We start from the raw sequence: 23,915 nt of genomic DNA on the forward strand, positions 1-23,915 counted from the left end.
AAGGAAGATAACGAACATGACGACGGAAACAAAGGTGTGGAAAGTGAGCGCGGGAGCCCCTTCACGGGAAGCATTGCTCGAAGCGGCCGCGCTGCTGCGGAGCGGACGAACGGTCGCGTTTCCGACCGAGACGGTGTACGGCCTCGGGGCGGACGCGCGGAACACGGAGGCCGTTGCGGACATTTTCGCAGCCAAGGGCAGGCCGTCGGATAACCCGCTGATCGTTCATATCGCGGACAGGTCTCAGTTGGAGGAGCTCGTCGCTCCGCCGGAGGAGGCCGTTTTGCGTTTACTGGACGCCTTCTGGCCGGGACCGCTGACCGTCGTGCTGCCGGTCAAGCCGGGCGCGCTGTCCCCGCTCGTCACGGCGGGACTTTCCACGGTCGGGCTGCGCATGCCGGGCCATCCTGTCGCGCTCGCGCTGATTGAAGCCTCCGGCTGTCCGGTCGCCGCTCCGAGCGCGAACCGTTCCGGCCGTCCGAGCCCGACGAACGCATCGCACGTGCTGGGTGATCTTGTGGGTCGCATAGCGGGAATCGTCGACGGAGGAGAGGCCGGGGTCGGCCTGGAATCGACCGTGGTGGAATTCGCGGGCGATGTGCTTTATATTTTGCGGCCCGGGGGGGTTACGGCGGACCAGCTTCGCGAAGCGCTGCCGGGTATTCCCGTGATCGAGCCGCAGGCGGAGCACCGCGAGCCCGACGCTCCGCGCGCACCAGGCATGAAATATGCGCACTACGCTCCACGGGGGACGATGGTGCTTGTGCAGGGCGCTTCGGACGAGCTGGTGCATGCCTGCATGCAGCGCGAGCTGGACGAAGCCCGGGCGCGGGGCGAGCGCACCGGCGTATTGACCTACGCGGAGCACGCGGACCGCTTCCGCGCGGACCATGTCGTGCCGTGCGGCCGCATGGACGCCCTGGAGACGGTCGCCCATGGGCTGTACGCGGCACTGCGCGAGTTCGACGAAGCCGGGGTCGGCTTCATCGCAGCCGAGGCTTGCCCCGAAGAAGGCCTCGGGGCCGCCATTATGAACCGGCTGCGCAAAGCTGCTGGAGGCCGCATTTTAACGGTGTAGCCATTATTTCAGCTTCGTGTCTTCCGCCCCGTGTGCACACAATAGGATTCACTCGCCTTCTATAAGATTCGTATAGAATTTGTATAGAATTCATGTTTACCCTCTTGTCCGCATATGTTGGTTAAGAAGAGGACAGGGGGTAGGGGAAGCATGGATTTGGCATCGCCGCTGCTGTGGGGACAATTCATTTCCATCGGACTTATGGCGCTTGCCCTCGGTCTGGATGCGTTATCACTGGGGCTTGGGATCGGCATGCGGGGCATCCGCAAGCTCGATATTGCCAAAATCAGCATCGTAACCGCTCTGTTCCACATTTTGATGCCGCTGGCGGGAATGTGGACGGGCGGCTATATCAGCGCGCTGATCGGCAAAGTCGCCACGATCTGCGGGGGCGTTCTGCTGCTGCTGCTCGGAGCGCATATGGTTTACAGCTCCTTGCGTGCGGAAGAGTCCCCGACGTACGATCACCGTTCCTTTTGGGGGCTCATGCTGTTTTCGCTCAGCGTCAGTATCGATTCGTTCTCGGTTGGCGTCTCGCTCGGGATGTTCGCAGGGGATGTCCTCATGACCGTTCTCATGTTCGGTACAGCAGGCGGGCTCATGTCGGTCGCCGGGCTGACGCTCGGCCGAAGGGTCGGCGAATGGGTGGGAGAGTATGGCGAAGCGCTGGGCGGCGTCATCCTGCTTGCGTTTGGCATTCGATTTTTGTTGTGACCGATCCGCATCCGCCTTTGGGCGGTTTAGAGGTAAATCGGATGGTTTTGAGGTAATATATAGGGGAGAACCATTTTAGAGATGAAAGAGGGGGAGAATGCGATGAACCGGATCTTGTTCGTTTGTACCGGCAATACTTGCCGCAGTCCGATGGCGGAAGGATTGATGCGAAAAATACTGGCGGACGAGGGGCTGGCGGGGATTGAGGTACGTTCCGCCGGGGTGGCCGCCCAAGACGGGACTCCGATCTCCGAGCACGCAGCGACTGTGTTGAAATCAAACGGCGGCACAAGGCCCCAGCGTTCCGCTGCCCTTTCGCCATCGACAGTCGAGTGGGCGGAATTGATCCTGACGATGACTTCCGCGCACAAAAGATATACGATTCAACGGTTTCCGGACGCCGTGGACAAGATTCATACCTTGAAGGAATACGTGGAATCCGATTCGGCAGCCGCGACGAAGATCGCCGAGGTCGAAAGGCTGATGACCGATATCCAACTGAAGCAAGCGCTGGCGAAGCCGGTGACGGACGAAGAGCGGTCCCGTATTGTGACGCTGCAGCGGGAGCTTTCCACTCCGGACATCGCCGATCCGTTCGGCGGCTCGCTGCAGCAGTACGAGAGCTGCGCGGCCGAAATTCACGCCTGTCTAATCAAGCTCGCGGCCAAGCTAAAAGAAGCCCGCTGAAGCTCCTTGCGTTACCGCTCAGGCAGCGAGATAGGCTTTACACCGGGCGCAGAATCGGATATGATGGGACGTATACATGAAGGAATCCCGATGTAACTGGCGACGAGTGGGGGCAACCACAGTGGAGCATCGGGACATACGGCCGGTCGCCTGGGCAAAGAGCATCGCAAGCGAATACGCATGCGTCATGCTCTTTTTTCGTTTTTGTCGCGGTTGGGTTATAATTAAATCGACATTATCGAGGAGGCGAATTCACGAAAATGAAAATTGCAATGGGTGCGGATCATGCGGGGTACCGGCTGAAGGACGAGCTGAAGCCTCTGATCGAATCATTGGGGCACGAAGTACAGGATTACGGCTGCAGCTGCGGTGATTCCGTCGATTACCCGGATTATGCGCTGGCTGTGTGCGAGAAAGTGGCGGCCGGCGAAGCGGACAAAGGCATTCTGATCTGTGGGACAGGCATCGGCATGACCATCGCGGCCAACAAAGTGCCGGGTATCCGCTGCGCGCTCGTGCACGATTTGTTTTCCGCCAAAGCGACGCGAGAGCATAACGATTCGAACGTGCTCGCGCTGGGCGAGCGGGTCATCGGCCCGGGGGTTGCGCAGGAAATCGTCAAGATTTGGCTCGAAACCGAATTTTCGGAAGGCGAACGCCACCGGAATCGGGTGAACAAGGTCAAGGCGCTCGAAGACAAATTCGCCATACATCCTTAAATTTGCCATACGGCAGGAAAAGAGGGTGAGATCGATGATCGAACAGCCGAACGTTAACAGCGGGAAGGAAGCGGATTCGCCAGTTTCCGCCGTCCGTACGCAAGTCGAAACGATCGTCCGGGAGTTGGTTCAGGCTGGGAAAATCGAGCCGGGCCAGCTCATCGTGATCGGGACGAGCACGAGCGAAGTGCTTGGCCGCCATATCGGCACCGGGGGCAGCGAAGCGGTCGCCGGGGAGATCTACGAAGCGGTGGAAGCCGTAAGGGCAGAAGCCGATTTCTTCCCGGTGTATCAATGCTGCGAGCATTTGAACCGGGCGCTCGTGATGGAGAGGGAAGCGATGCGGCGGTACGGCTTGGAGCAGGTAAGCGTCATCCCGGTACCGAAAGCCGGCGGCTCTATGGCCTCTTATGCCTACCGGAAGCTGGCCGATGCCGTCGTCGTAGAGACCGTGGCGGCGCATGCCGGCATCGATATCGGAGGCACGTTGATCGGGATGCACTTGAAGCGCGTAGCTGTACCGGTCCGGCCGTCGATTCGGCAGATTGGCGAGGCGCCCGTGCTGATGGCGGTTACCCGCCCGAAGCTGATCGGCGGAGCCCGTGCCGTCTATACGGCAGAGCCGCCGCGCGAAGAAGGAAGCTGCGATTAACAGTCATCATATACAATCAATCATTTTAACTATGAGGAGGACTTATTCATTATGGAACATTTGCGCAAACAAGATCCGAAAATCGTCGAGGCCATGAACTTGGAGCTCGGCCGTCAACGCGACAAAATCGAGCTGATCGCCTCCGAAAACTTTGTCAGCCAAGCCGTGCTTGAAGCGATGGGTACGGTACTGACCAATAAATATGCCGAAGGCTATCCGCACAAGCGCTACTACGGCGGCTGCGAATACGTTGACATCGTGGAGGACATCGCCCGCGACCGCGCGAAAGAATTGTTCGGCGCCGAGCATGCGAACGTGCAGCCGCACTCCGGAGCGCAGGCGAACTTGGCCGTCTATCTTGCGGCGGTGAAGCCAGGCGATACGATTCTCGGCATGAACTTGTCCCACGGCGGTCACTTGACACATGGCAGCCCGGTGAATGCGTCCGGCATTCTGTACAATTTCGTTGAGTACGGCGTATCCGAAAAAGATGCCCGCATCGATTACGACGACGTCCGCAAAGCGGCGTTCAAGCATAGACCTCGCCTGATCGTAGCTGGCGCAAGCGCATACTCGCGCACGATCGACTTTGAAGCGCTCGGTAAAATCGCTGAAGACGTCGGCGCGCTCTTCATGGTAGACATGGCACATATCGCGGGATTGGTCGCAGCCGGTCTGCATCCGAATCCGGTGCCGCATGCGCACTTCGTCACCACGACGACGCACAAAACACTTCGCGGTCCGCGTGGCGGATTGATTTTGTGCCGTAAGCCATGGGCGGCGGCAATCGATAAAGCGGTCTTCCCGGGCACGCAAGGCGGTCCGCTGATGCACATCATCGCAGCGAAAGCCGTAGCGTTCGGCGAAGCGCTCCAGCCGGAGTTCAAGACGTACGCGCAAAACGTCATCAACAACGCCAAAGCGTTGGCCGAAGCATTGTCGGCCGAAGGCATCGACATCGTGTCCGGTGGTACGGACAACCACTTGATGCTCATCGACTTGCGCAGCTTGAACATTACGGGTAAAGCAGCCGAGCATCTGCTTGATGAAGTCGGCGTCACCGTCAACAAAAACGCGATCCCGTACGATCCGACCAGCCCGTTCGTAACGAGCGGCATCCGTCTGGGTACACCGGCGGCTACGTCCCGCGGCATGAACGAAGAAGCGATGAAAACGATCGCGAAGCTCATCTCTCTTACCCTGAAAAATCCGTCCGACGCGGCGGTCCATGACAAGGTGCGGGGGATGGTCAAAGACTTGACCGCACAGTACCCGCTTTATTCGGGGCTTCAATACTAATTCGCTTTTGCAAAAGAATCGGACCTTTTCTCGCGAAGGGGCCGGTTCTTTTGTGTTGTTCGCTTCGGCTGGTCTCGATAAGCTCCGGACGGACTCGGACCCCGGCTAATGGCAGGCCTGCCGCTCCTTACCGCGTGCTAATTTTATTTGTTCCACGTGGATCATTTTTGTCGAAGCTGCATATTTTTCGCGCGATTTGGGATTACTTCTTATAGTTGTGGTATAATAGACAAGGTTTGGCTTCATAGCGTTAGTAGGGGGAGCAATGCATGGGAAAAGTATTTGTTTGCGATCATCCGCTGATCCAACATAAGTTAACGTACATTCGGGACGAAAATACGACAACAAAAGATTTTCGCGAGCTTGTCGACGAGGTGGCCACGCTGATGGCCTATGAGATTACGAGAGATATTCCGCTGGAGAAGGTGGAGGTGCGCACGCCCGTGACCACGGCGGAAGGCCGGGTCATTTCCGGGCGGATGCTCGGGCTTATTCCGATTTTAAGAGCGGGGCTCGGCATGGTGGACGGCATTCTGAAGCTTGTCCCGGCGGCTAAAGTGGGTCACATCGGATTGTACCGGGACCCGGAAACGATGGAGCCGGTCGAATATTACGCCAAGCTGCCGACGGATGTCACGGAGCGCGAGCTGATCGTGATCGATCCGATGCTGGCCACCGGAGGCTCGGCAAATGCGGCGATCGAGGCGCTCAAGAAGCGCAGCTGCACCCAGATCAAGCTGATGTGTCTGATCGCCGCTCCCGAAGGCGTCCAAGCCGTTCAGCAGGCGCATCCGGACGTCGATATTTACATAGCGGCCATCGACGATTATTTGGACGATCACGGCTATATCGTGCCCGGACTCGGAGACGCGGGCGACCGGTTATTCGGAACGAAATAAAGCTTCGGGGAAGGGGAAACCGCAGAGCATGAAAAAAACTAAAGTCATTACGATTTTCGGGACAAGGCCGGAAGCCATCAAGATGGCTCCGCTGGTGAAAGAGCTGGAGAAGCACCCGGAGCACATCGAGTCGCTCGTATGCGTTACGGCGCAGCACCGCCAAATGCTCGATCAAGTGCTCGATATTTTCAAAATCAAGCCCGACTACGATCTGGACGTCATGAAGGACCGCCAGACGCTGAACGAAATCACCATTCGCGTGCTGCAGGGACTCGATCCCGTGTTCAAAGAAGAGAAGCCGGACATCATTCTCGTTCACGGCGATACGCTGACGACGTTCCTTGCCAGCTATGCGGCTTTCTTGCAGCAGATTCAAGTGGGGCACGTCGAAGCCGGACTGCGCACGTGGAACAAACTCTCGCCGTATCCAGAAGAGATGAACCGTCAGCTTACGGGTGTGCTGGCTGATATGCATTTTGCACCGACGAATTGGTCTGCCGGTAACTTGCGCAAAGAAAATAAGCCCGAGAACGCGATCTATGTCACTGGCAACAGCGTGACGGATGTGTTTCAATATACGGTACAGGAGCAGTTCACCCATCCGGTGCTGGATTGGGCGAAGGGCAAACGCCTCGTGCTGATGACCGCTCACCGCCGGGAGTCGCAGGGCGAGCCGCACCGGCAAATTTTCCGCGCCGTGCGCAGGCTGGTGGACGAGTTTGAAGATATTGTCATCGTGTATCCGGTGCATCCGAGTCCGGCCGTCAAGGAACCGGCTCACGAGATGCTCGGCGGGCATGACCGGATCAAGCTGCTGGAGCCGTTCGACGTGTTGGAATTCCACAACTTTTACCGGCATGCGCATCTGATCCTGACCGATTCGGGGGGGATGCAGGAAGAAGCTCCTTCGTTCGGCGTACCGGTGCTCGTGCTGCGCGAAACGACCGAGCGGCCGGAAGGGATTGACGCCGGGACGCTTGAGCTGGTGGGGACGGACGAACAGCGTGTCTACGAACGGGCGAAAGCGCTGCTCAGCGATGAGGCGCTGTACGAAAGGATGAGCCGTTCGGCCAATCCTTACGGCGACGGAAAGGCGTCCGAACGGATCGTTCAAGCCATCCTGTACCATTTCGGGCATACGCCAGATAGGCCGGAGTCGTTCCAACCGTGACAATATATTGACAAACGCTACAGCGTACAGTTGCACTGTTTGGTTTGAGAGCCAAAAAAACCTTGATATACCAACGTTTTTGTGATTTTTGTCATAGAAAAAATGCTAAATTGCACAATTGACAAAATTGACTTTGCTTCGATAAAATATACTAGGATTGTAGGGTGACACCTATGAATGAAAAGGATCCGTACAATCAGCCTTGGCGCGCGGCCGCATTGGTCAGCGCTCTGGGTATCGACATTGTCGTATGCACAACGGTTGGGTATTTCATAGGGAGCTTGGCCGACAAACATTGGGGTGGCGGTACAAAGGCTTGGTTGATCGGCGGGGTATTGATTGGTTTTGCAATCGGTATCTTTACGGTCATACTGGTACTAAAACGGTTTCTGGAGGACAAACGGGAATAAATGAAGAACCAGTTAAAGTCTGTTGTTCGTGTTACGCTGTATTTTTTGTCTGCCTTGCTGCTGGTGTGGGCCTTCTTACCGGCTTACCGGACCTACGTGTGCGGATTGATGCTCGGTCTGGCGGTCAGCCTGATCAACGCCTGGCTTTTGGCCATGAAAATTGAATCGGTTTCCCGGAATGCAAACGAGTACATGGGCAAGCGAGTCAATTTAGGAACGGTCTCCAGGATGTGCATGGCGCTAATCGCAGTGATGATCGCCGTGAAGCTGCCGCAGTTCAACCTTGTTTTTACCATTATTGGATTATTTTTTGTCCAATTGGTAACACTCCTGATGGGTATATTTTTTAGAAGAAATGAATCGTAGTGCATGGAAAGGAGGGAAATGTAAAAATGCATAAATTTCCGGTATGGCAGCTCGGTGGATTGAACATCGATATCTCCACGTTTCTGGCGATTATCGTCACTTGCGTCATCGTGTTTACTCTGGCCAGGTTGTCCGTAAGGAGCCTGTCCGTCACCAATCCTTCCAAGATGCAAAATTTTCTGGAATGGGTTGTCGAGTTCGTACATGGCATCGTTGCCAGCACCATGCCTTTAAACAGAGTGAAGCCTTATGTTTCGCTAGGTATGACCTTGATTATGTTTATTTTCGTAGCTAACCTGTTGGGGCTTCCCTTTGGTATCGTTACGACGCATGATCAACCGCTGACGCTGTTCGGGTATACGGTCGTTTCCGAGGAGATGATCAAAAGCGCCCACGGCGGTCACGGAGTCGAGGTGGCTTGGTGGAAATCGCCGACGGCCGATGTATCGGTCACTTTCGGGTTAGCTGTGATCGTATTTGTGCTGACACATTATTTAGGTCTTAAACTCAATACCAAGCATTATTTGAAGCATTACTTCGAACCGTTCTGGTTCTTCTTCCCTCTGAATGTAATCAAGGAAATTTCGAAGCCTCTGACGCTCGGTCTGCGTTTGTACGCGAACATTTTTGCGGGTGAGGTGCTGATCGCCACGATTCTGATGGCCGGGATCTTCGGAACTCCGCTGCTTGCAGCATGGCAAGGCTTCAGTCTTTTCGTCGGTGGCATTCAGGCATTCTTGTTCACCATTCTTACCATGGTTTATATCTCGCAAGCTACCGTGCACGAGGAGCATTAATTTGATGCCCACCTTCGTGACACTTCGTGACAGTTTGCGAATTTAAGGAAATCAAACAAAAAAATTAGTTATTAGTTGAGGAGGATTTTAACAATGGGATTTTTGGCAGCAGCTTTGGCAATCGGTTTGGGTGCGCTTGGCGCAGGTATCGGTAACGGTTTGATCGTCAGCAAAACAGTAGAAGGTATCGCTCGTCAGCCTGAGCTCCGCGGTACTCTGCAAACGACCATGTTTATCGGTGTAGGTATCGTCGAGGTTGTTCCGATTATCGGTGTCGTACTTGGATTCTTGATCTTCTTCGGTGCTGGTGCTTAATTGAATGAAATTGGTTTGGCGCGGAAGGCAAGAGCCATCCACGCCTTCGTTTTGCCTGAAATGACTGAAAGGAGTGGCATAGATGGGTGGTATGGGTTGGCACTGGGAATCTTTTGTATTCGCAATAGTAGCCTTTCTGATCCTGTATTGGCTATTGAATAAATACGCTTTCGGACCTTTGATGGGAATCATGGAAGCGCGCAAGCGCATGCTTGCTGAGCAAATCGAATCTACGGACAAAAATCGCCGTGAAGCGGAGCAACTGCTTGCCGAACAAAAGCAAGCGATGCAGGATGTTCGCAAGGAAGCTCACGAGATTATCGAGCAAGCCCGCAAATTAGGCGGCAAACAAGGCGAAGAAATCGTGGAGCAAGCGAAATCGGAGGCAGCTCGTTTGAAAAACGAAGCGCTTCAGGATATCGACAGCGAGAAAAACAAAGCGATTGCGGCCGTTCGCGGTCAAGTCAGCGCTTTGTCCGTCATGATCGCTTCCAAAATTATCGAGAAGCAAGTTGACGAGAAGTCCCAGGAAGAGTTGGTTGAACACTACCTGAAAGAAGTAGGGGGCAACCGATGAGCCAGGATCTGATCGCAGCCAAAAGGTACGCCAAGGCATTATTCGATGTTGCTAGGGAGTCCGACCGGGTTGCTCAATTTGAGCAAGAGCTCGGAAAGGTCATTGCGGTCTTTAACGAAAATCCGGACCTGTTCAAGCTCATCAAGCATCCGGGCATCGAGGCTGATGTAAAGATCGGGTTGATCAAGCAAATATTCGATGCGGACGTATCCGAAGTCGTTATTAACACGCTGAAGCTGCTCATCCAGCGCCGCCGGGAAGGATCTCTGGAAGCTTTCGTGACAGCTTACAGCAAAATCGCCAGCGATGCGCTCGGTCAAGCGAACGCCACGGTGTACTCGCCAGTGGAGCTTAGCGAAACGGAGCTCGGCACGATTGCCGAAACGTTCGGCAAATTAACCGGCAAACGAATCCGTGTAGAATCGGTTCTCGATAAAAGATTGCTCGGAGGCATTCAAGTCCGCATTGGCGACCGTCTGTATGACGGAAGTTTGGCGGGCAAGCTGGAGCGTCTGCACAAAACGTTGAATCAATCTCAAGCACTGTAGATAGGGGTGAGGGAATTTGAGTATCAGACCGGAAGAAATCAGTACGCTGATTAAGCAGCAGATTGAACAATATAAATCCGAGATTCAAGTGGTTGACGTAGGTACGGTTATTCAGGTCGGCGACGGTATTGCCCGTGCTCATGGCTTGGAGAACGTCATGGCAGGCGAACTGCTCGAGTTTCCCAACGGCGTGTTGGGACATGCGTTTAACCTTGATGAAAGCAACGTAGGTATCGTTATTCTGGGGCCTTATACCGACATCCGCGAAGGCGACCAAGTGAAACGTACCGGCCGCATCATGGAAGTTCCCGTAGGCGAGGAACTGCTGGGTCGCGTCGTGAATCCGCTCGGTCAACCGGTTGACGGCAAAGGTCCGATCAACACGACGAATTTCCGTGCAATCGAGTCTCCGGCTCCGGGTGTCATGGCCCGTAAATCGGTTCATGAACCGATGCAAACCGGGATTAAAGCAATCGACGCGATGGTTCCTGTCGGCCGCGGTCAGCGCGAGCTTATCATCGGCGACCGTCAGACGGGTAAAACCGCCATCGCGATCGATACGATCATCAACCAAAAAGGCAACGGCGTAAAATGTATTTACGTAGCGATCGGACAAAAGCAATCCACGGTTGTCGGCGTAGTAGAGCAGCTGCGTAAAGCAGGTGCGCTCGAATACACGATCGTGGTTACCGCTTCGGCTTCCGAGCCGTCCCCGATGCTGTGGCTTGCTCCTTATGCGGGCTGCGCGATGGGCGAGTACTTCATGTACAAAGGCGAGCACGTCCTGATCGTTTATGACGACTTGTCCAAACAAGCGGCCGCGTACCGCGAGCTGTCCTTGCTGCTTCGCCGTCCTCCGGGCCGGGAAGCTTATCCGGGCGACGTCTTCTATCTGCACTCCCGTTTGCTGGAGCGTGCTGCAAAATTGAACGACGAGCTGGGCGGAGGTTCGATCACCGCGCTGCCGTTTATCGAAACGCAAGCAGGCGACGTATCCGCATATATCCCAACCAACGTAATCTCGATTACGGACGGACAGATCTTCTTGGAGTCCGACTTGTTCTACTCCGGCCAACGTCCGGCGGTTAACGTCGGTATCTCGGTATCCCGGGTAGGCGGCTCCGCACAAACGAAAGCGATGAAAAAAGTTGCCGGTACGCTCCGTGTCGACTTGGCTCAATACCGCGAGCTTGCCGCATTCGCACAGTTCGGTTCCGACCTGGATAAAGCGACGCAAAGCCGTTTGAACCGCGGTGAGCGCACGCTTGAAATTTTGAAGCAAGGCGTTAACCAGCCGATGGGTCTGGACCGTCAAGTGGCTTCCCTCTTTACGGTTGTCAGAGGACATCTGGACGATATTCCGGTAAAAGACGTGCTTCGTTTCGAATCCGAATTCCTGGCATACTTGGACTCCAGCCGTCCGGAAATTCTCCAAAGCATCCGCGACACGAAAGACTTGACCGCGGACAACGAGAAAGCATTGACGGACGAGATCGCACAGTTCAAAAGAAGCTTCTCGGTTTCCGAATAATATATCATTAACCTGGGAATCTGGTGAAGAAACCCGGTGCTCTACGATAGGCCTGAAACAAGCGTTTCGATGAAGGTTCTTCCTTGCGGAAGCTTCTGGCCGTTCAGGGCCTGCGGAAGCAAGCGGAGAAGCCTCGAAAGAGAGGTGAACAGGTATGGCAAAAGGGATGCGCGAGATTAAGCGCGCGATCAGATCCAAGCAAAACATGAAACAAATAACCAAAGCCATGGAAATGGTTTCGGCTTCCAAGCTTAGAAGAGCCCAAATAGCGGCGGAATCCGCCCGTCCTTACGCGGATAAGCTGAAGGAAGTGGTCGGCAGCATCGCTGCGGGAACGAAGGGTGTGAAGCACCCGATGCTCGAAACCCGCGAGGTGAAGAAGACCGGTTATTTGGTCATTACGTCCGACCGCGGTCTGGCCGGCGGTTACAACGCCAACGTGTTGCGGAAGGTGATGGCGGAAATTCGGGAAAAGCACAACTCTCCTGCCGAATATTCGATCTTCGTGATCGGACGCAAAGGCAGAGACTTTTTCAAGAAGTTGAACGTTCCGCTTCTGGAGGAAGTCACCGGGCTTTCCGATTCGCCAACGTTCGCGGATATTAAGTCGATTGCCGCTGCGGCGGTAGCTAATTTCGAAAACAGGTCGTACGACCAATTATTTTTGGTCTACAACCAGTTTAAAAATGCGATGACCCAAATCCCGACCATCAAACGCCTTCTCCCGATGGAGGACGTATCTGTCGAAACAACAGCAGCCTACGAGTATGAGCCGTCTGCCGAAGGCGTATTGGAAGTGCTCCTTCCCAAGTATGCCGAGACGCTCATATACAGTGCGGTACTGGACGGAAAGGCCAGCGAGTTCGGTGCGAGAATGACGGCGATGAGCAGCGCGACGAAGAACGCGACGAAGATGATCAACGAATTGACGTTGTCTTACAACCGCGCGCGTCAGGCTTCGATTACCCAGGAAATTTCCGAAATCGTCGCCGGTGCGAACGCTCACGCCTAGATCGAATTAGGGTATGTTAATGGCTTTGCCTCCGGCAAGGCTCGGATAAATGCTTACGATGCAGTTTTGCCTACGGCAAAACTTAAGCGGATGCTTACGAAGACAGTTTTGCCATAGGCAAAACTTGGTGGTGCTTACGAAGATAGCTTTGCCTCCGGCAAAGCTCAGATAAGGCTTACGAAGCAGTTTTGCCTACGGCAAAACTTTGAGGAGGGAAAACATGAGCAAAGGGCGCGTTGTGAATATCACAGGGCCGGTCGTTGACATTGAGTTTGAACGTGGACACCTCCCTGAGATTTTGAATGCTATTAAGATTGAAAAGAAAGCCGAAAAACAAGGCGAGCACGACATCAGCCTGACGGTTGAAGCTGCGGTACATCTCGGCGACAACCTGGTTCGTTGTGTCGCTATGTCTTCCACGGACGGTCTGGTGCGCGGTACGGAAGTAGTTGACACCGGAGCTCCGATTTCCGTACCGGTAGGACCGGCTACGCTGGGTCGCGTATTTAACGTGCTTGGCGATCCGATCGACGGAACAACGGAAGTTGATCGTACCAACATCAGCCCGATTCATAAAGCCGCACCTGCGTTCGACAACCTGTCGACGAAGGCGGAAATCCTTGAAACGGGAATTAAAGTTATCGACTTGATGGCTCCTTATGCGAAGGGCGGTAAGATCGGTCTCTTCGGCGGTGCAGGCGTAGGTAAAACCGTTACGATGCAGGAGCTTATCCACAATATCGCTCAAGAGCACGGCGGTATCTCCGTATTCGCGGGCGTAGGCGAAAGAACGCGTGAAGGGAACGACCTTTACCACGAGATGAAGGATTCCGGCGTTATCTCAAAAACCGCGATGGTGTTCGGACAGATGAACGAGCCGCCGGGTGCGCGTCTTCGCGTGGCATTGTCCGGTTTGACGATGGCGGAATATTTCCGCGACGAAGAAGGCCGCGACGTGCTTCTGTTTATCGACAACATCTTCCGCTTTACCCAAGCGGGTTCCGAGGTTTCCGCATTGCTCGGCCGTATGCCTTCCGCGGTAGGTTATCAGCCGACGCTGGCTACCGAGATGGGTCAGCTGCAAGAGCGGATCACTTCGACGAAAAAAGGTTCCGTTACTTCCATCCAAGCGATTTACGTTCCGGCGGACGACTACACCGACCCGGCTCCGGCAACGGCGTTTGCCCACTTGGACGCAACGACGAACCTCGAGCGCAGCATCGCTGCCGCCGGTATTTTCCCTGCGGTAGACCCGCTCGCTTCGTCTTCCCGGATTTTGACGCCGGAAATTCTCGGCGAAGTGCATTACACTGTCGCTCAAGGCGTGAAGCGGATTCTTCAGCGCTATAAAGAGCTGCTCGATATTATCGCGATCTTGGGTATGGACGAGTTGTCCGACGAGGACAAACTGGTCGTACACCGCGCTCGCCGTCTCCGTTTGTTCCTGTCCCAGCCGCTTCACGTGGCCGAGGCGTTCAACGGGATTCCTGGCTTGTACGTGCCGGTTAAAGAAACCGTCCGCAGCTTCAAAGAAATCCTCGAAGGCAAGCACGACAACCTTCCGGAGCCTGCGTTCCACAACGTAGGTACGATTGAAGACGCGATCGAAAAGGCAAAAACGCTGTAATGCAATAGAACGTTGCTGAAGCGCCGATTCCGCAAAAGAATCGGGCTTCGGCGACAAACGGCTTTTTAACGAAAGCCCAGCATATGCTTACGAAGTAGTTTGCCCCTAGGCAAACTCTTAGGAGGGGAATCCAAGTGAGCACATTCCTGTTGGAAATCGTCACCCCCGAGCGTAAAGTGTACGCCGAACAGGCGAACATGATTGTCGTAAAGGGCGTTGAAGGGGAGCTTGGAATTCTGCCGAATCACATTCCGCTGGTCACTCCATTACGGATCGCTCCGATTACTGTGAAAAAACGCGGGTCGAAAGACGAGGTTATCGCAGTAAACGGCGGTTTTATGGAAGTGCGCAAGGATAAGGTGGTTATACTGGCGGAAAGCGCCGAGCTACCGGAACAGATCGATGTCGATCGTGCACAGAAAGCGAAAGAACGGGCGCAAGGTCGTTTGTCTCCAGCCAAACAAGACCATGTCGACTTCAAGCGGGCCGAACTCTCTTTGCAGCGTGCACTGAATCGAATTGACGTCTCTGGGAAAAAATAATAAATGAACCAAAAAGACGGAGGAGCGCGGTTCCTTCGTCTTTTTTTCTAATCTTTCCTTGGCGCCATACGAAAAGTACGGGATTAGGCTTCCCGACTTATGAAGGCATTGTGAAAGTAGATGAAAATGTTAGACACCCCAAAAGGCATTTGTTATAATTGGGAAGGCATAACATTAACAACAGTCCTGCAGAAGTAAGACACAGGCGGGACCCAATATAATAAGGGAGGCGGTTCGTTCGCGATGTACATGAACAATTACGTGGTCGTAACGATTTTTCTCTTTTTAGCGGTATTGCTTCCAATTGCAGCGCTTACAATCGGTCGCTGGCTCCGTCCCTACAAACCGGTGGAGGAAAAGTACACGACTTATGAAAGCGGTAACGAGCCGGTAGGTACGGGCCATGTCCGATTCAACATCCGGTATTACCTCTTTGCGCTGATGTTTGTCATCTTCGATGTGGAAACCGTATTTTTGTACCCATGGGCCGTTGCTTATAAGCAATTAGGCTTGTTTGCGCTTGTAGAGATGTGCATATTTATAGGCCTGCTGATCGTAGGCTTACTCTACGCTTGGAAGAAGAAGGTGCTGCAATGGACTTCAATTTAGAGAGCATTACGCCGGAGGAACGGCAGGAGCTGGATCGCAACGTGTTCATGACGACGCTGGAGCAGGTGAAGGCGTGGGCCCGCAGCAATTCGCTGTGGCCAATGACTTTCGGACTTGCTTGCTGTGCCATCGAAATGATGGGTACGGGCGCGTCCCATTATGATTTAGACCGTTTCGGCGTTATTTTTCGGACGTCCCCGCGCCAGTCGGACGTAATGATCGTCGCCGGTACGGTGACGAAGAAGATGGCCCCGCTATTAAGACGCTTGTACGAGCAGATGCCGGAGCCAAAATGGGTCATTGCCATGGGTTCCTGTGCCACGGCAGGCGGCCCATATGTGAAATCGTACGCGGTAGTGAAGGGCGTTGACCAAGTCGTTCCGGTCGATGTATATATTCCAGGCTGTCCGCCGAATCCGGCTGCCCTGATCTACGGCATCAATAAGCTACAGGAAAAAATCCGCTATGAAGCGAAAACCGGTAAGCAGGTGACCAATCGATGAGCGAGGAGCAAAAGCGAGAAAAAGCTGATGCAGCCGCTGCCGAAGAGCAGAAGCAAGCGAAAGCGGACGCCAGCACAAAGCCGTCAGGCGATCAAGCGGAATCCGCTTCCAGCGAGCAGCCAGCGAATGATAGAGTGAAAGCGGGTACAGCCGGCGAGCAGGCAAGCGATACGGCGAAAGCAAGCGTAAGCCAAGCACCCGTTAGGGAAGCGGTCGCCGAGGCGAGAGCCGCGCGGGCGAACGCGCGCGCCGCGAAAGCGGAAGGGGCGGAGCCCGAGGCGCCGAAGGAGCCGTCGCAGAACCAGCCGCTGCTGGACCGGCTTGTGGCGATATTGAAAGATTTTCGCGCGGACGCGGTCGAAGAAGCTTTTATTAATGAAAAAGACGGGCATATTCCCTATGTTATTGTTAAAGCCGAGGCTTGGCCGGGCGTGGCAGAGCTGCTGCGGACGCATGAGGAGCTGAAGTTGAACTACTTGCGCAATGTGTCCGGGGTCGATATGGAGACCCATATGGAAGTGGCATACCATATCATCTCATTGGAAACTAAGCGCAATTATTGCGTGAAAGTGAAGACGGACCGGGAATCGCCGTCCATTCCTTCCGTGACTCCCGTTTGGCCAACGGCCGATTGGAACGAAAGGGAAGTCTATGATTTGTTCGGCATCGATTTTCCGGGACATCCCGACCTGCGCCGGATTATGATGGCTGACGATTGGGTCGGTCACCCGCTGCGCAAAGATTATGAGCCGCTCGACCCGGAGGTGTGATGAAGTTTGGCCATTAGAACGGAAGAACTGCTGCTGAACGTAGGCCCGCAGCATCCGAGTACGCATGGAGTGTTTCGGATCGTCGTCAAGCTCGACGGCGAAATCATCACGGAAGCGATCCCGGTCATGGGATACCTGCACCGGGGAACGGAGAAGCTGGCCGAAAATTTAACGTATACCCAAATCATCCCCTATACCGACCGGCTGGACTATGTATCGGCAATGACGAACAATTACGTGCTTGTCAATGCTGTGGAGAAGCTCATGCAGCTGGAAATCCCAGAGCGCGCAGAGTTTTTGCGACTGATCGTGATGGAGCTCCAGCGGGTCGCCAGCCATATGGTATGGTGGGGGACGTACTTGCTCGATATTGGGGCGATGAGCCCGTTCTTGTACGCGTTCCGCGACCGGGAGATTATTATCGACCTGTTCAACGAGCTGTGCGGCGCCCGGCTGACGTACAACTATATGAGGGTCGGCGGAGTCAAGTGGGATGCGCCGGAAGGCTGGATTCAGAAGGTGCGCGAGTTTGTTCCTTACATGAGGGGCAAGCTGGACCAATATAACGAGTTAGTGAGCGGAAACGAAATTTTTCTGGCCCGGATCAAGGGGGTTGGCAAGTACGACGCGGAGGCGGCTATCGCCTACGGGCTGAGCGGCGCGAATCTGCGCTGTACGGGAGTAAACTGGGACCTGCGGAAGGATCAGCCTTACAGCATTTACAATCGTTTCGATTTCGACGTCCCGGTAAGCACAGGTGGCGATTGCTACGCCAGATATTTGCTGCGGCTGGAGGAAATCCGCCAATCGCTGCGCATTCTGGAGCAGGCGGTCGAGCAGTTCCCGGCGGAAGGCGAGATCATGGGCAAGGTGCCCCGTGTGCTACGTCCCGCCGAAGGGGAGGTGTATGCCGGTATCGAATCGCCACGCGGCGAAATCGGCTGCTATATTGTTTCCAAAGGAAAAGATAAGCCGTACCGCCTGAAGTTCCGCAGACCGTCATTCGTCAATCTGCAGATCCTGCCGAAGCTGCTGATCGGCGAAACGATGACGAACCTGATCACCATTCTCGGAGGCATCGATATCGTTGTCGGGGAGGTGGATAGCTGATGCCGGATTTATTGCAAGAGCCGTTAACATGGACGAACACGGCCATTTTCTTCGCATGGGGCGTCGCGCTGCTTTTGATCGTGCTTGGCTTTGTAACGTATGCAATCTACTTCGAGCGCAAGGTCATCGGCTGGATGCAGATGAGGATCGGCCCGAACCGCGTCGGCCCGCTCGGACTGCTGCAAACCGTCGCGGACGTACTCAAGCTCTTGATCAAAGAAGACACGATTCCGAAAAAAGCCGAGCGCGAGCTCTTCATCCTCGCTCCGCTCATCACGTTTATTCCCGCGTTTACGGTCATTGCGGCCATTCCGTTCACAGACCGGCTGATCAGCAGCGACCTGAACGTCGGAGTGCTATACTATGTCGCGCTTTCCGGGATCTCGACCATCGGCATCGTGCTCGGCGGCTGGGCTTCCAATAACAAATACGCCCTGCTCGGCGGAATGCGCTCTGCTGCCCAGATGATCAGCTATGAAATTCCGCTGGTCATCTCCATCGTTGGCGTCGTGATGATGTCCGGCAGCATGAACCTTCGTACGATCGTGGAAGGTCAGGCGGGCGGGTTCTGGCACTGGAATTTTTTGCCGCAAATTATCGGCTTTGCCGTGTTTATCGTGGCTGCCGTTTCGGAGCTGAACCGGACGCCCTTCGACTTGCCTGAGGCCGAGTCGGAGCTGGTTGCAGGCTACCACGTCGAGTACAGCGGTTTCCGCTTTGCCTTTTTCATGCTTGCCGAATACGTCTACGTGTTCGCTATCGCCGGCTTGACGACGACCGTGTTTTTGGGAGGATGGCAGGCGCCGCTTCCGTTCCTCGATTTTATCCCGGGGATCATCTGGTTTTTGCTGAAGTTTGCGTTCATCGTATTCTTCCTGTTCTGGCTGCGCGCAACGATGCCCCGGATTCGGGTGGACCAGTTGATGGGACTCGGCTGGAAGGTGCTGCTGCCGCTGGCGCTGGTTAATATTTTTGTAACGGCCATCTATATGGCGATTGCGATGTAACAAGGACCCGGCAGCCGGATGCCGAGGATGAAAGGGTGATTGACTATGAAGGGCATCATGAAGGGACTGGGCGTGACTTTTAAATCCATGACCCAGAAAAAAGTGACCTACGCTTATCCCGACGTTCCGCTTCAAATGCCGGACCGGTTCCGGGGCATCCAGCATTTTGACCCCGAGAAGTGCATCGTCTGCAACCAATGCGCGCGCATTTGCCCGACGGAGTGCATCAATCTGGTCGGCAAGCCGAACCCGGACCCCGAGAAAAAGGGGAAAGTAATCGATACGTACGATATTAACTTTGAAATATGCATTTTGTGCGATCTGTGCACGGAAGTATGTCCGACTGAAGCGATCGTGATGACCAACAACTTCGAACTGAGCACGTACAGCCGCGACGATTTGTTCAAAAACCTGCAATGGCTGAACGAGAACAATCACAACGTGCGCAAGGAGAACAACTCCGCGCTTCCGAAAGGCGGGGCGAAATAATGTTCGGAAATATCGTCGACTTTTTGTCCCGCGGCGAAAATATCGCGTTTTTCATCTGTGCGCTGCTTGCCATCGGCGGGGCGATTTTCATGCTCAGCTTCACCAAAGTGGTCCACATGGTCTTGGCCGTGGCACTGACGTTCATCAGCTTGGCCGGGCTGTATGTCGTCCTCGAAGCGGAATTTGTGGCCGTCGTTCAGATCTTGATCTATGCAGGCGCCATCTCCATTCTGATGATTTTCGGGATCATGATGACCAAGCATACGAAGGAAGAGGAAGAAGAGCCGAAGCGGCCTTGGCATAACGGACTGTTGTTTGTCGGGGCGGCAGGACTGTTCGGCATCATCTTCTACGCGATCCAGCAATCGCAGCTTCCTTCCGGCGAATACCCGTCGATGCAGGACAATACGATGGAGATCGGGAAGCTGCTGTTTACCAGCCATGTGATCCCGTTCGAGTTGATGTCGGTGCTGCTGACGGTCGCTTTCATCGGTGCGATCATCGTGGCGAAGAGAGAGGAGGACTGAGGGATGGGAGCTACCGGACTGGCTACGCCTTACTTGACGCTGGCAGCGATTCTGTTCTGCATCGGATTGTATGGGGCGCTATCGAAAAAGCACGCCGTCATTGTCTTGCTGTCTGTCGAGCTGATGCTCAACAGCGTCAACCTGAACCTCGTCGCTTTTTCCAAGCTGGGCGTCAACCCCGGGTTAACCGGGCAAATTTTCTCGCTGTTTAACATTACGGTGGCCGCGGCGGAAGTGGCTGTCGGCATTGCGATACTGATTGCGCTGTACCGCAACAAAGGAACAACGGATGTCAACGAGATGGACTCGATGAAGCGATAGCGCAGCTTCCGCAGGCGCTTGTCCGGAGGCAGGGAAGGCTTATCCGATCCGGACAGGAAATCAGAGATCGTGTTCTTAGGCAAGCTTGCGGTAATCTCTTGGAGGAGGACTTAAGCCCATGGTATCGGCTTATTCGCAATACGCTTGGCTCATCCCGTTGTTCCCTTTGCTGTCGTTTCTCATTTTAACGGCGGTGGGGCGCAGCTTGCGGGAGACGGGCGTTTATATCAGCATAGTGGCCGTGTTCGCTTCGTTCGCGCTGTCCGTCCTTATTTTCTGGGAACGGATCGGCGGGAACGTCGAAGATTTCACGTGGAACAAATTACAATGGCTCCATCTTGGCAACGTTACGCTGAACATGGGCTTCGAGGTTACGAATTTAAATGCGCTCATGCTGGTCATCGTGACCTTTGTCAGCTTGCTTGTTAATATTTATTCTAAAGGCTATATGCACGGGGACGAGCGAATTAACGTGTTTTTCGCTTATATCGCCCTGTTTACGTTCTCCATGCTTGGGCTTGTCATCTCGGAGAACCTGGTGCAATTCTACATATTCTGGGAGCTGGTCGGCGTCTGCTCGTTCCTGCTCATAGGATTTTGGTATTTCAAGCCGGAGGCCCGGGCGGCCGCCAAGAAGGCGTTCATCGTCACCCGGATCGGCGATGTCGGGTTGTTTCTCGGCATTTTGCTGCTGTTCTGGGTTATGCCGAACCATGCGCTCGATTTCAGCTCGATTCATAATGCGCTGTCCGGCGGAAAAATTTCCGGCGATATGGCGACTTGGATTGCCATCTTGATTTTCGTCGGCGCCATCGGCAAATCCGGCCAATTCCCGCTGCACACGTGGCTTCCGGATGCGATGGAAGGTCCGACGCCGATCAGTGCGCTGATCCATGCCGCGACCATGGTTGCCGCCGGGGTATATCTCGTAGCACGGACGTTCGACATTTTCACGGCATCGCCTGTTGCTTTGACGGTAGTAGCTGTGGTCGGTGCGTTCACAGCGATTTTCGCTGCCACGATCGGTACGGCGCAGAACGATATTAAGCGGATCTTGGCCTATTCTACGGTCAGCCAGCTCGGCTACATGATGATGGCGCTGGGGATCGGCACGACCGTGGCGTATACGGCCGGCATTTTCCATTTGTTCACGCACGCGTTCTTCAAGGCTCTGCTGTTCCTTGGCGCAGGCAGCGTCATTCATGCGGTGCACACGCAGAATATTCACGAAATGGGCGGCGTCGGCAGCAAAATGAAAGTTACGGCGTGGACGTTCGCCATTGGCGCGCTTGCGCTCAGCGGAATTGCGCCGCTGTCCGGCTTCTGGTCCAAGGATGCGATTCTTGCCGAAGCGTATAACACCGGACATACCGGATTGTTCTGGGTCGGGCTGATCGCAGCGTTTTTTACGGCATTTTATATGTCGCGCTTGTTCTTTCTGGTGTTCATGGGCAAATCCCGGCAAAAGGAAAATCACGGTCCGGTTCACGAATCTCCCGGCTCCATGACCTTCCCGCTTATCGTGCTGGCGGTCCTTGCCGTGGTGGCCGGCTTCGTCTTCACACCGTTCAATCCGTGGCTGGGCTCGTGGCTAACCGGTCATGCAGAAGAAGAGCATGCTTCCTGGTTCGTCATGGTGATGTCCAACGTCGTCGGTTTGCTCGGGATCGGACTGGGATATCTCGTCTATCTCAAACGCGTGATTTCGGCCGATGTCGTCTCGGCTGGCGCGCCTTGGCTGTACCGGTTGCTTAATCGCAAGTATTACATCGATGAGCTGTATCAGACGATCATCGTGCGTCCGCTTCAGGGAATCGGATCTTTGCTACACCTGTTCGACGTCTATGTGGTCGACGGCGTCGTGCGCTTGGCCAGCTATACCGTAACCGGCCTCGGACGTCTCGGGTCCCGGATGCAGAACGGACAGGTGCAATCGTACGGGCTGGTCACGCTGCTCGGGCTGTTGATTTTGATACTGGCCATTGCGGGAAGGAGGTTCATCGATGTCGGATAGTATTCCTATTTTATCGCTCATCGCTTTTTCGCCGCTCATCGGTGTGCTGATCCTGATGTTTATGCCCAAGACACAGGGCCAGTGGATCAAAGCGACGGCGATTGTCGCGACACTTATTCCGCTGGTGCTGTCCGCCTGGCTTTACGGGCAGTTCAACCATAATCTCGAAGGCATGCAGTTCAGAGAAGAGGTACCGTGGATCCTCGTTCCGCTGAACAAAGAGACGCAGGGACTCAGTCAATTGACGGCCTACTTCTTCGAATTTAAGTATACGATGGCCATTGACGGCCTTTCGCTGCCGCTCGTCTTCTTGACCGCAATTGTCGCAACGATGGCTGCGCTGGCGTCGGTGTACATCAAGAAGCGCTGGAAATCGTATTTTATTTTGTTCCTGCTCCTCGAAACCGGCATGTTCGGCGTCTTTATGGCGCAGGATCTGTTCTTGTTCTTCGTCTTCTTCGAGCTGACGCTGATCCCGATGTTCTTCTTGATCGGCATTTGGGGGTATATGGACCGGGAGCGGGCGGCGAACAAGTTCTTGATCTATAACGGAATCGGTTCGGCGATTATGCTGATCGCTTTTCTCATCCTCGTCAGTACAGCCGGCTTCGGCCAAACGATGGGGGATAACGGCATTTCGATTCACTATTCCGGGGATATCAACGTGATTATGGAGCATCTGTTCCAGAGCGCGGATTCGTATGTGAATCAAGGCGATCTGGAGGGCAACCCATTCTATTTAAGCGAAACGATGAAATGGGTGCTGTTCCTGATGATGCTCGTGGCCTTCGGCATCAAGCTGCCGATTTTCCCGTTCCATACGTGGATGCTGAAAGTACACACGGAAGCGCCGCCGTCGATCGTTATGATTCACTCCGGCATTTTGCTGAAAATGGGCGCTTACGGCCTGATCCGCTTCGGGATTCTGCTGTTCCCGCAGCAGGCGGTGCAGTGGGCTGCCGTACTGGCGATTCTCGGTGTGATCAACATCGTGTACGGAGCGATTCTGGCCTTCGTGCAAAAGGAGTTCAAGCTGGTACTGGCTTACTCCAGTATTAGCCATATGGGCATCGTGCTAGTCGGCATTGCCGCGTTTAACCCGGCCGGTCTGGAAGGAGCCATATTCCAACTCGTCTCTCACGGTCTCATCTCGGCGCTGCTGTTCCTCCTTGTTGGGAGCATCTATGAGCGTACGCAGACAACGGAGCTCGACCAGCTTGGCGGCTTGGCCAAGTCGGCGCCGTTCATTTCCGGCATTCTGCTCGTAGCCGGGATGGCCTCGCTCGGTCTGCCCGGGTTGTCCGGCTTCATCGGCGAGTTCCTGGCCTTCCTGGGCTTGTTCGAGAAGTATAAGATCATTACGGCCGTCGGGGCGCTTGGGATCATTTTGGCCGCGGTCTACGTGCTTCGCGGGGTGCTCGGTATCACGTACGGACCGCAGAAGACGGAGCTGCCGAAGATGCGGGACGCACGGCTGATCGAAGCGATTCCGATGATTGCGCTTGTCGCTTTCATCGTGGTGCTCGGGATTTACCCGGGCGTACTGAGCAATCCGCTGCATCAAACCGTCAGCAGCTTCGATCAATTCATTCACAGCGTTTCTGCGAAGATAGGGGGTTAG

General features: G+C 54.7%; 28 protein-coding genes and 1 riboswitch. All 28 genes read left to right on the forward strand.

Annotated features, from left to right (window positions below; translation table 11 throughout):
• Positions 1-16: 16 nt before the first annotated feature.
• Positions 17-1,078, forward strand: coding sequence for an L-threonylcarbamoyladenylate synthase (locus BLO51_RS13030; RefSeq protein ID WP_090672205.1), 1,062 nt, complete (start codon positions 17-19; stop codon positions 1,076-1,078).
• A gap of 150 nt (positions 1,079-1,228) precedes the next feature.
• On the forward strand, positions 1,229-1,792 hold the full coding sequence (locus BLO51_RS13035) for a manganese efflux pump MntP (RefSeq protein WP_090672208.1): 564 nt from the start codon (positions 1,229-1,231) through the stop codon (positions 1,790-1,792).
• Positions 1,793-1,894: 102 nt separating this feature from the next.
• Positions 1,895-2,479, forward strand: coding sequence for a low molecular weight protein arginine phosphatase (locus BLO51_RS13040; RefSeq protein WP_090672432.1), 585 nt, complete (start codon positions 1,895-1,897; stop codon positions 2,477-2,479).
• A gap of 82 nt (positions 2,480-2,561) precedes the next feature.
• Positions 2,562-2,642: riboswitch (ZMP/ZTP riboswitch) on the forward strand.
• A gap of 97 nt (positions 2,643-2,739) precedes the next feature.
• Positions 2,740-3,198 carry a ribose 5-phosphate isomerase B gene (rpiB, locus tag BLO51_RS13045; protein WP_090672211.1) on the forward strand — a complete coding sequence of 153 codons (459 nt, stop codon included), beginning with the start codon at positions 2,740-2,742 and terminating at the stop codon, positions 3,196-3,198.
• Positions 3,199-3,232: 34 nt separating this feature from the next.
• Positions 3,233-3,850, forward strand: coding sequence for a TIGR01440 family protein (locus BLO51_RS13050; RefSeq protein ID WP_090672215.1), 618 nt, complete (start codon positions 3,233-3,235; stop codon positions 3,848-3,850).
• A gap of 51 nt (positions 3,851-3,901) precedes the next feature.
• Positions 3,902-5,149 (forward strand): serine hydroxymethyltransferase, encoded by a 1,248-nt coding sequence (gene glyA / locus BLO51_RS13055; RefSeq protein ID WP_090672218.1) that lies wholly within the window; start codon positions 3,902-3,904, stop codon positions 5,147-5,149.
• A 269-nt stretch (positions 5,150-5,418) separates the two neighbouring features.
• Positions 5,419-6,048 carry a uracil phosphoribosyltransferase gene (gene upp / locus BLO51_RS13060; protein WP_090672221.1) on the forward strand — a complete coding sequence of 210 codons (630 nt, stop codon included), beginning with the start codon at positions 5,419-5,421 and terminating at the stop codon, positions 6,046-6,048.
• A 28-nt stretch (positions 6,049-6,076) separates the two neighbouring features.
• Entirely contained in the window at positions 6,077-7,219 is a 1,143-nt protein-coding gene (gene wecB / locus BLO51_RS13065) for a non-hydrolyzing UDP-N-acetylglucosamine 2-epimerase (RefSeq protein ID WP_090672224.1), read from the forward strand.
• Between the two features lie 173 nt (positions 7,220-7,392).
• Positions 7,393-7,629, forward strand: coding sequence for an AtpZ/AtpI family protein (locus tag BLO51_RS13070; protein WP_054977492.1), 237 nt, complete (start codon positions 7,393-7,395; stop codon positions 7,627-7,629).
• Positions 7,630-7,995 carry an ATP synthase subunit I gene (locus tag BLO51_RS13075; RefSeq protein WP_090672227.1) on the forward strand — a complete coding sequence of 122 codons (366 nt, stop codon included), beginning with the start codon at positions 7,630-7,632 and terminating at the stop codon, positions 7,993-7,995.
• 26 nt (positions 7,996-8,021) lie between these two features.
• Positions 8,022-8,792 (forward strand): F0F1 ATP synthase subunit A, encoded by a 771-nt coding sequence (gene atpB / locus BLO51_RS13080; RefSeq protein ID WP_090672230.1) that lies wholly within the window; start codon positions 8,022-8,024, stop codon positions 8,790-8,792.
• 93 nt (positions 8,793-8,885) lie between these two features.
• Complete coding sequence (atpE, locus tag BLO51_RS13085) at positions 8,886-9,107, forward strand: F0F1 ATP synthase subunit C (protein ID WP_090672233.1); 222 nt, start codon at positions 8,886-8,888, stop codon at positions 9,105-9,107.
• Between the two features lie 91 nt (positions 9,108-9,198).
• On the forward strand, positions 9,199-9,684 hold the full coding sequence (atpF, locus tag BLO51_RS13090; protein ID WP_090672435.1) for a F0F1 ATP synthase subunit B: 486 nt from the start codon (positions 9,199-9,201) through the stop codon (positions 9,682-9,684).
• The gene (locus tag BLO51_RS13095; RefSeq protein WP_090672236.1) at positions 9,681-10,232 is read left to right on the forward strand and encodes a F0F1 ATP synthase subunit delta; all 552 of its coding nucleotides are present in this window, start codon (positions 9,681-9,683) and stop codon (positions 10,230-10,232) included. Before atpF ends, BLO51_RS13095 begins: the two co-directional genes overlap by 4 nt.
• 16 nt (positions 10,233-10,248) lie before the next feature.
• Entirely contained in the window at positions 10,249-11,763 is a 1,515-nt protein-coding gene (atpA, locus tag BLO51_RS13100; protein ID WP_090672239.1) for a F0F1 ATP synthase subunit alpha, read from the forward strand.
• Between the two features lie 154 nt (positions 11,764-11,917).
• Positions 11,918-12,775 carry an ATP synthase F1 subunit gamma gene (gene atpG, locus BLO51_RS13105; protein ID WP_090672242.1) on the forward strand — a complete coding sequence of 286 codons (858 nt, stop codon included), beginning with the start codon at positions 11,918-11,920 and terminating at the stop codon, positions 12,773-12,775.
• Positions 12,776-12,995: 220 nt separating this feature from the next.
• A complete protein-coding gene (gene atpD, locus BLO51_RS13110) occupies positions 12,996-14,402 on the forward strand; it encodes a F0F1 ATP synthase subunit beta (RefSeq protein ID WP_090672245.1) in 1,407 nt (468 codons plus the stop codon).
• A gap of 134 nt (positions 14,403-14,536) precedes the next feature.
• The gene (locus BLO51_RS13115) at positions 14,537-14,944 is read left to right on the forward strand and encodes a F0F1 ATP synthase subunit epsilon (RefSeq protein ID WP_090672249.1); all 408 of its coding nucleotides are present in this window, start codon (positions 14,537-14,539) and stop codon (positions 14,942-14,944) included.
• 243 nt (positions 14,945-15,187) lie between these two features.
• Positions 15,188-15,553 (forward strand): NADH-quinone oxidoreductase subunit A, encoded by a 366-nt coding sequence (locus BLO51_RS13120; RefSeq protein WP_090672252.1) that lies wholly within the window; start codon positions 15,188-15,190, stop codon positions 15,551-15,553.
• Entirely contained in the window at positions 15,538-16,056 is a 519-nt protein-coding gene (locus BLO51_RS13125) for a NuoB/complex I 20 kDa subunit family protein (protein WP_090672255.1), read from the forward strand. The genes BLO51_RS13120 and BLO51_RS13125 overlap by 16 nt, the downstream gene beginning before the upstream one ends.
• Positions 16,053-16,826 (forward strand): NADH-quinone oxidoreductase subunit C, encoded by a 774-nt coding sequence (locus tag BLO51_RS13130; RefSeq protein WP_090672257.1) that lies wholly within the window; start codon positions 16,053-16,055, stop codon positions 16,824-16,826. Before BLO51_RS13125 ends, BLO51_RS13130 begins: the two co-directional genes overlap by 4 nt.
• A gap of 6 nt (positions 16,827-16,832) precedes the next feature.
• Positions 16,833-17,936: an NADH-quinone oxidoreductase subunit D gene (locus tag BLO51_RS13135; protein ID WP_090672260.1), complete on the forward strand. Its 1,104-nt coding sequence runs from the start codon at positions 16,833-16,835 to the stop codon at positions 17,934-17,936.
• Entirely contained in the window at positions 17,936-18,943 is a 1,008-nt protein-coding gene (gene nuoH, locus BLO51_RS13140) for an NADH-quinone oxidoreductase subunit NuoH (RefSeq protein ID WP_090672263.1), read from the forward strand. Before BLO51_RS13135 ends, nuoH begins: the two co-directional genes overlap by 1 nt.
• A gap of 45 nt (positions 18,944-18,988) precedes the next feature.
• Positions 18,989-19,432 (forward strand): NADH-quinone oxidoreductase subunit NuoI, encoded by a 444-nt coding sequence (gene nuoI / locus BLO51_RS13145; protein WP_090672266.1) that lies wholly within the window; start codon positions 18,989-18,991, stop codon positions 19,430-19,432.
• On the forward strand, positions 19,432-19,959 hold the full coding sequence (locus BLO51_RS13150; protein ID WP_090672271.1) for an NADH-quinone oxidoreductase subunit J: 528 nt from the start codon (positions 19,432-19,434) through the stop codon (positions 19,957-19,959). Before nuoI ends, BLO51_RS13150 begins: the two co-directional genes overlap by 1 nt.
• Before the next feature lie 3 nt (positions 19,960-19,962).
• Positions 19,963-20,280: an NADH-quinone oxidoreductase subunit NuoK gene (gene nuoK, locus BLO51_RS13155; RefSeq protein ID WP_010499416.1), complete on the forward strand. Its 318-nt coding sequence runs from the start codon at positions 19,963-19,965 to the stop codon at positions 20,278-20,280.
• A gap of 118 nt (positions 20,281-20,398) precedes the next feature.
• Positions 20,399-22,294: an NADH-quinone oxidoreductase subunit L gene (gene nuoL / locus BLO51_RS13160; RefSeq protein WP_090672274.1), complete on the forward strand. Its 1,896-nt coding sequence runs from the start codon at positions 20,399-20,401 to the stop codon at positions 22,292-22,294.
• Complete coding sequence (locus BLO51_RS13165) at positions 22,284-23,915, forward strand: complex I subunit 4 family protein (protein ID WP_090672277.1); 1,632 nt, start codon at positions 22,284-22,286, stop codon at positions 23,913-23,915. The genes nuoL and BLO51_RS13165 overlap by 11 nt, the downstream gene beginning before the upstream one ends.

This window comes from Paenibacillus tianmuensis, from assembly GCF_900100345.1.
GTDB lineage: Bacteria > Bacillota > Bacilli > Paenibacillales > NBRC-103111 > Paenibacillus_G > Paenibacillus_G tianmuensis.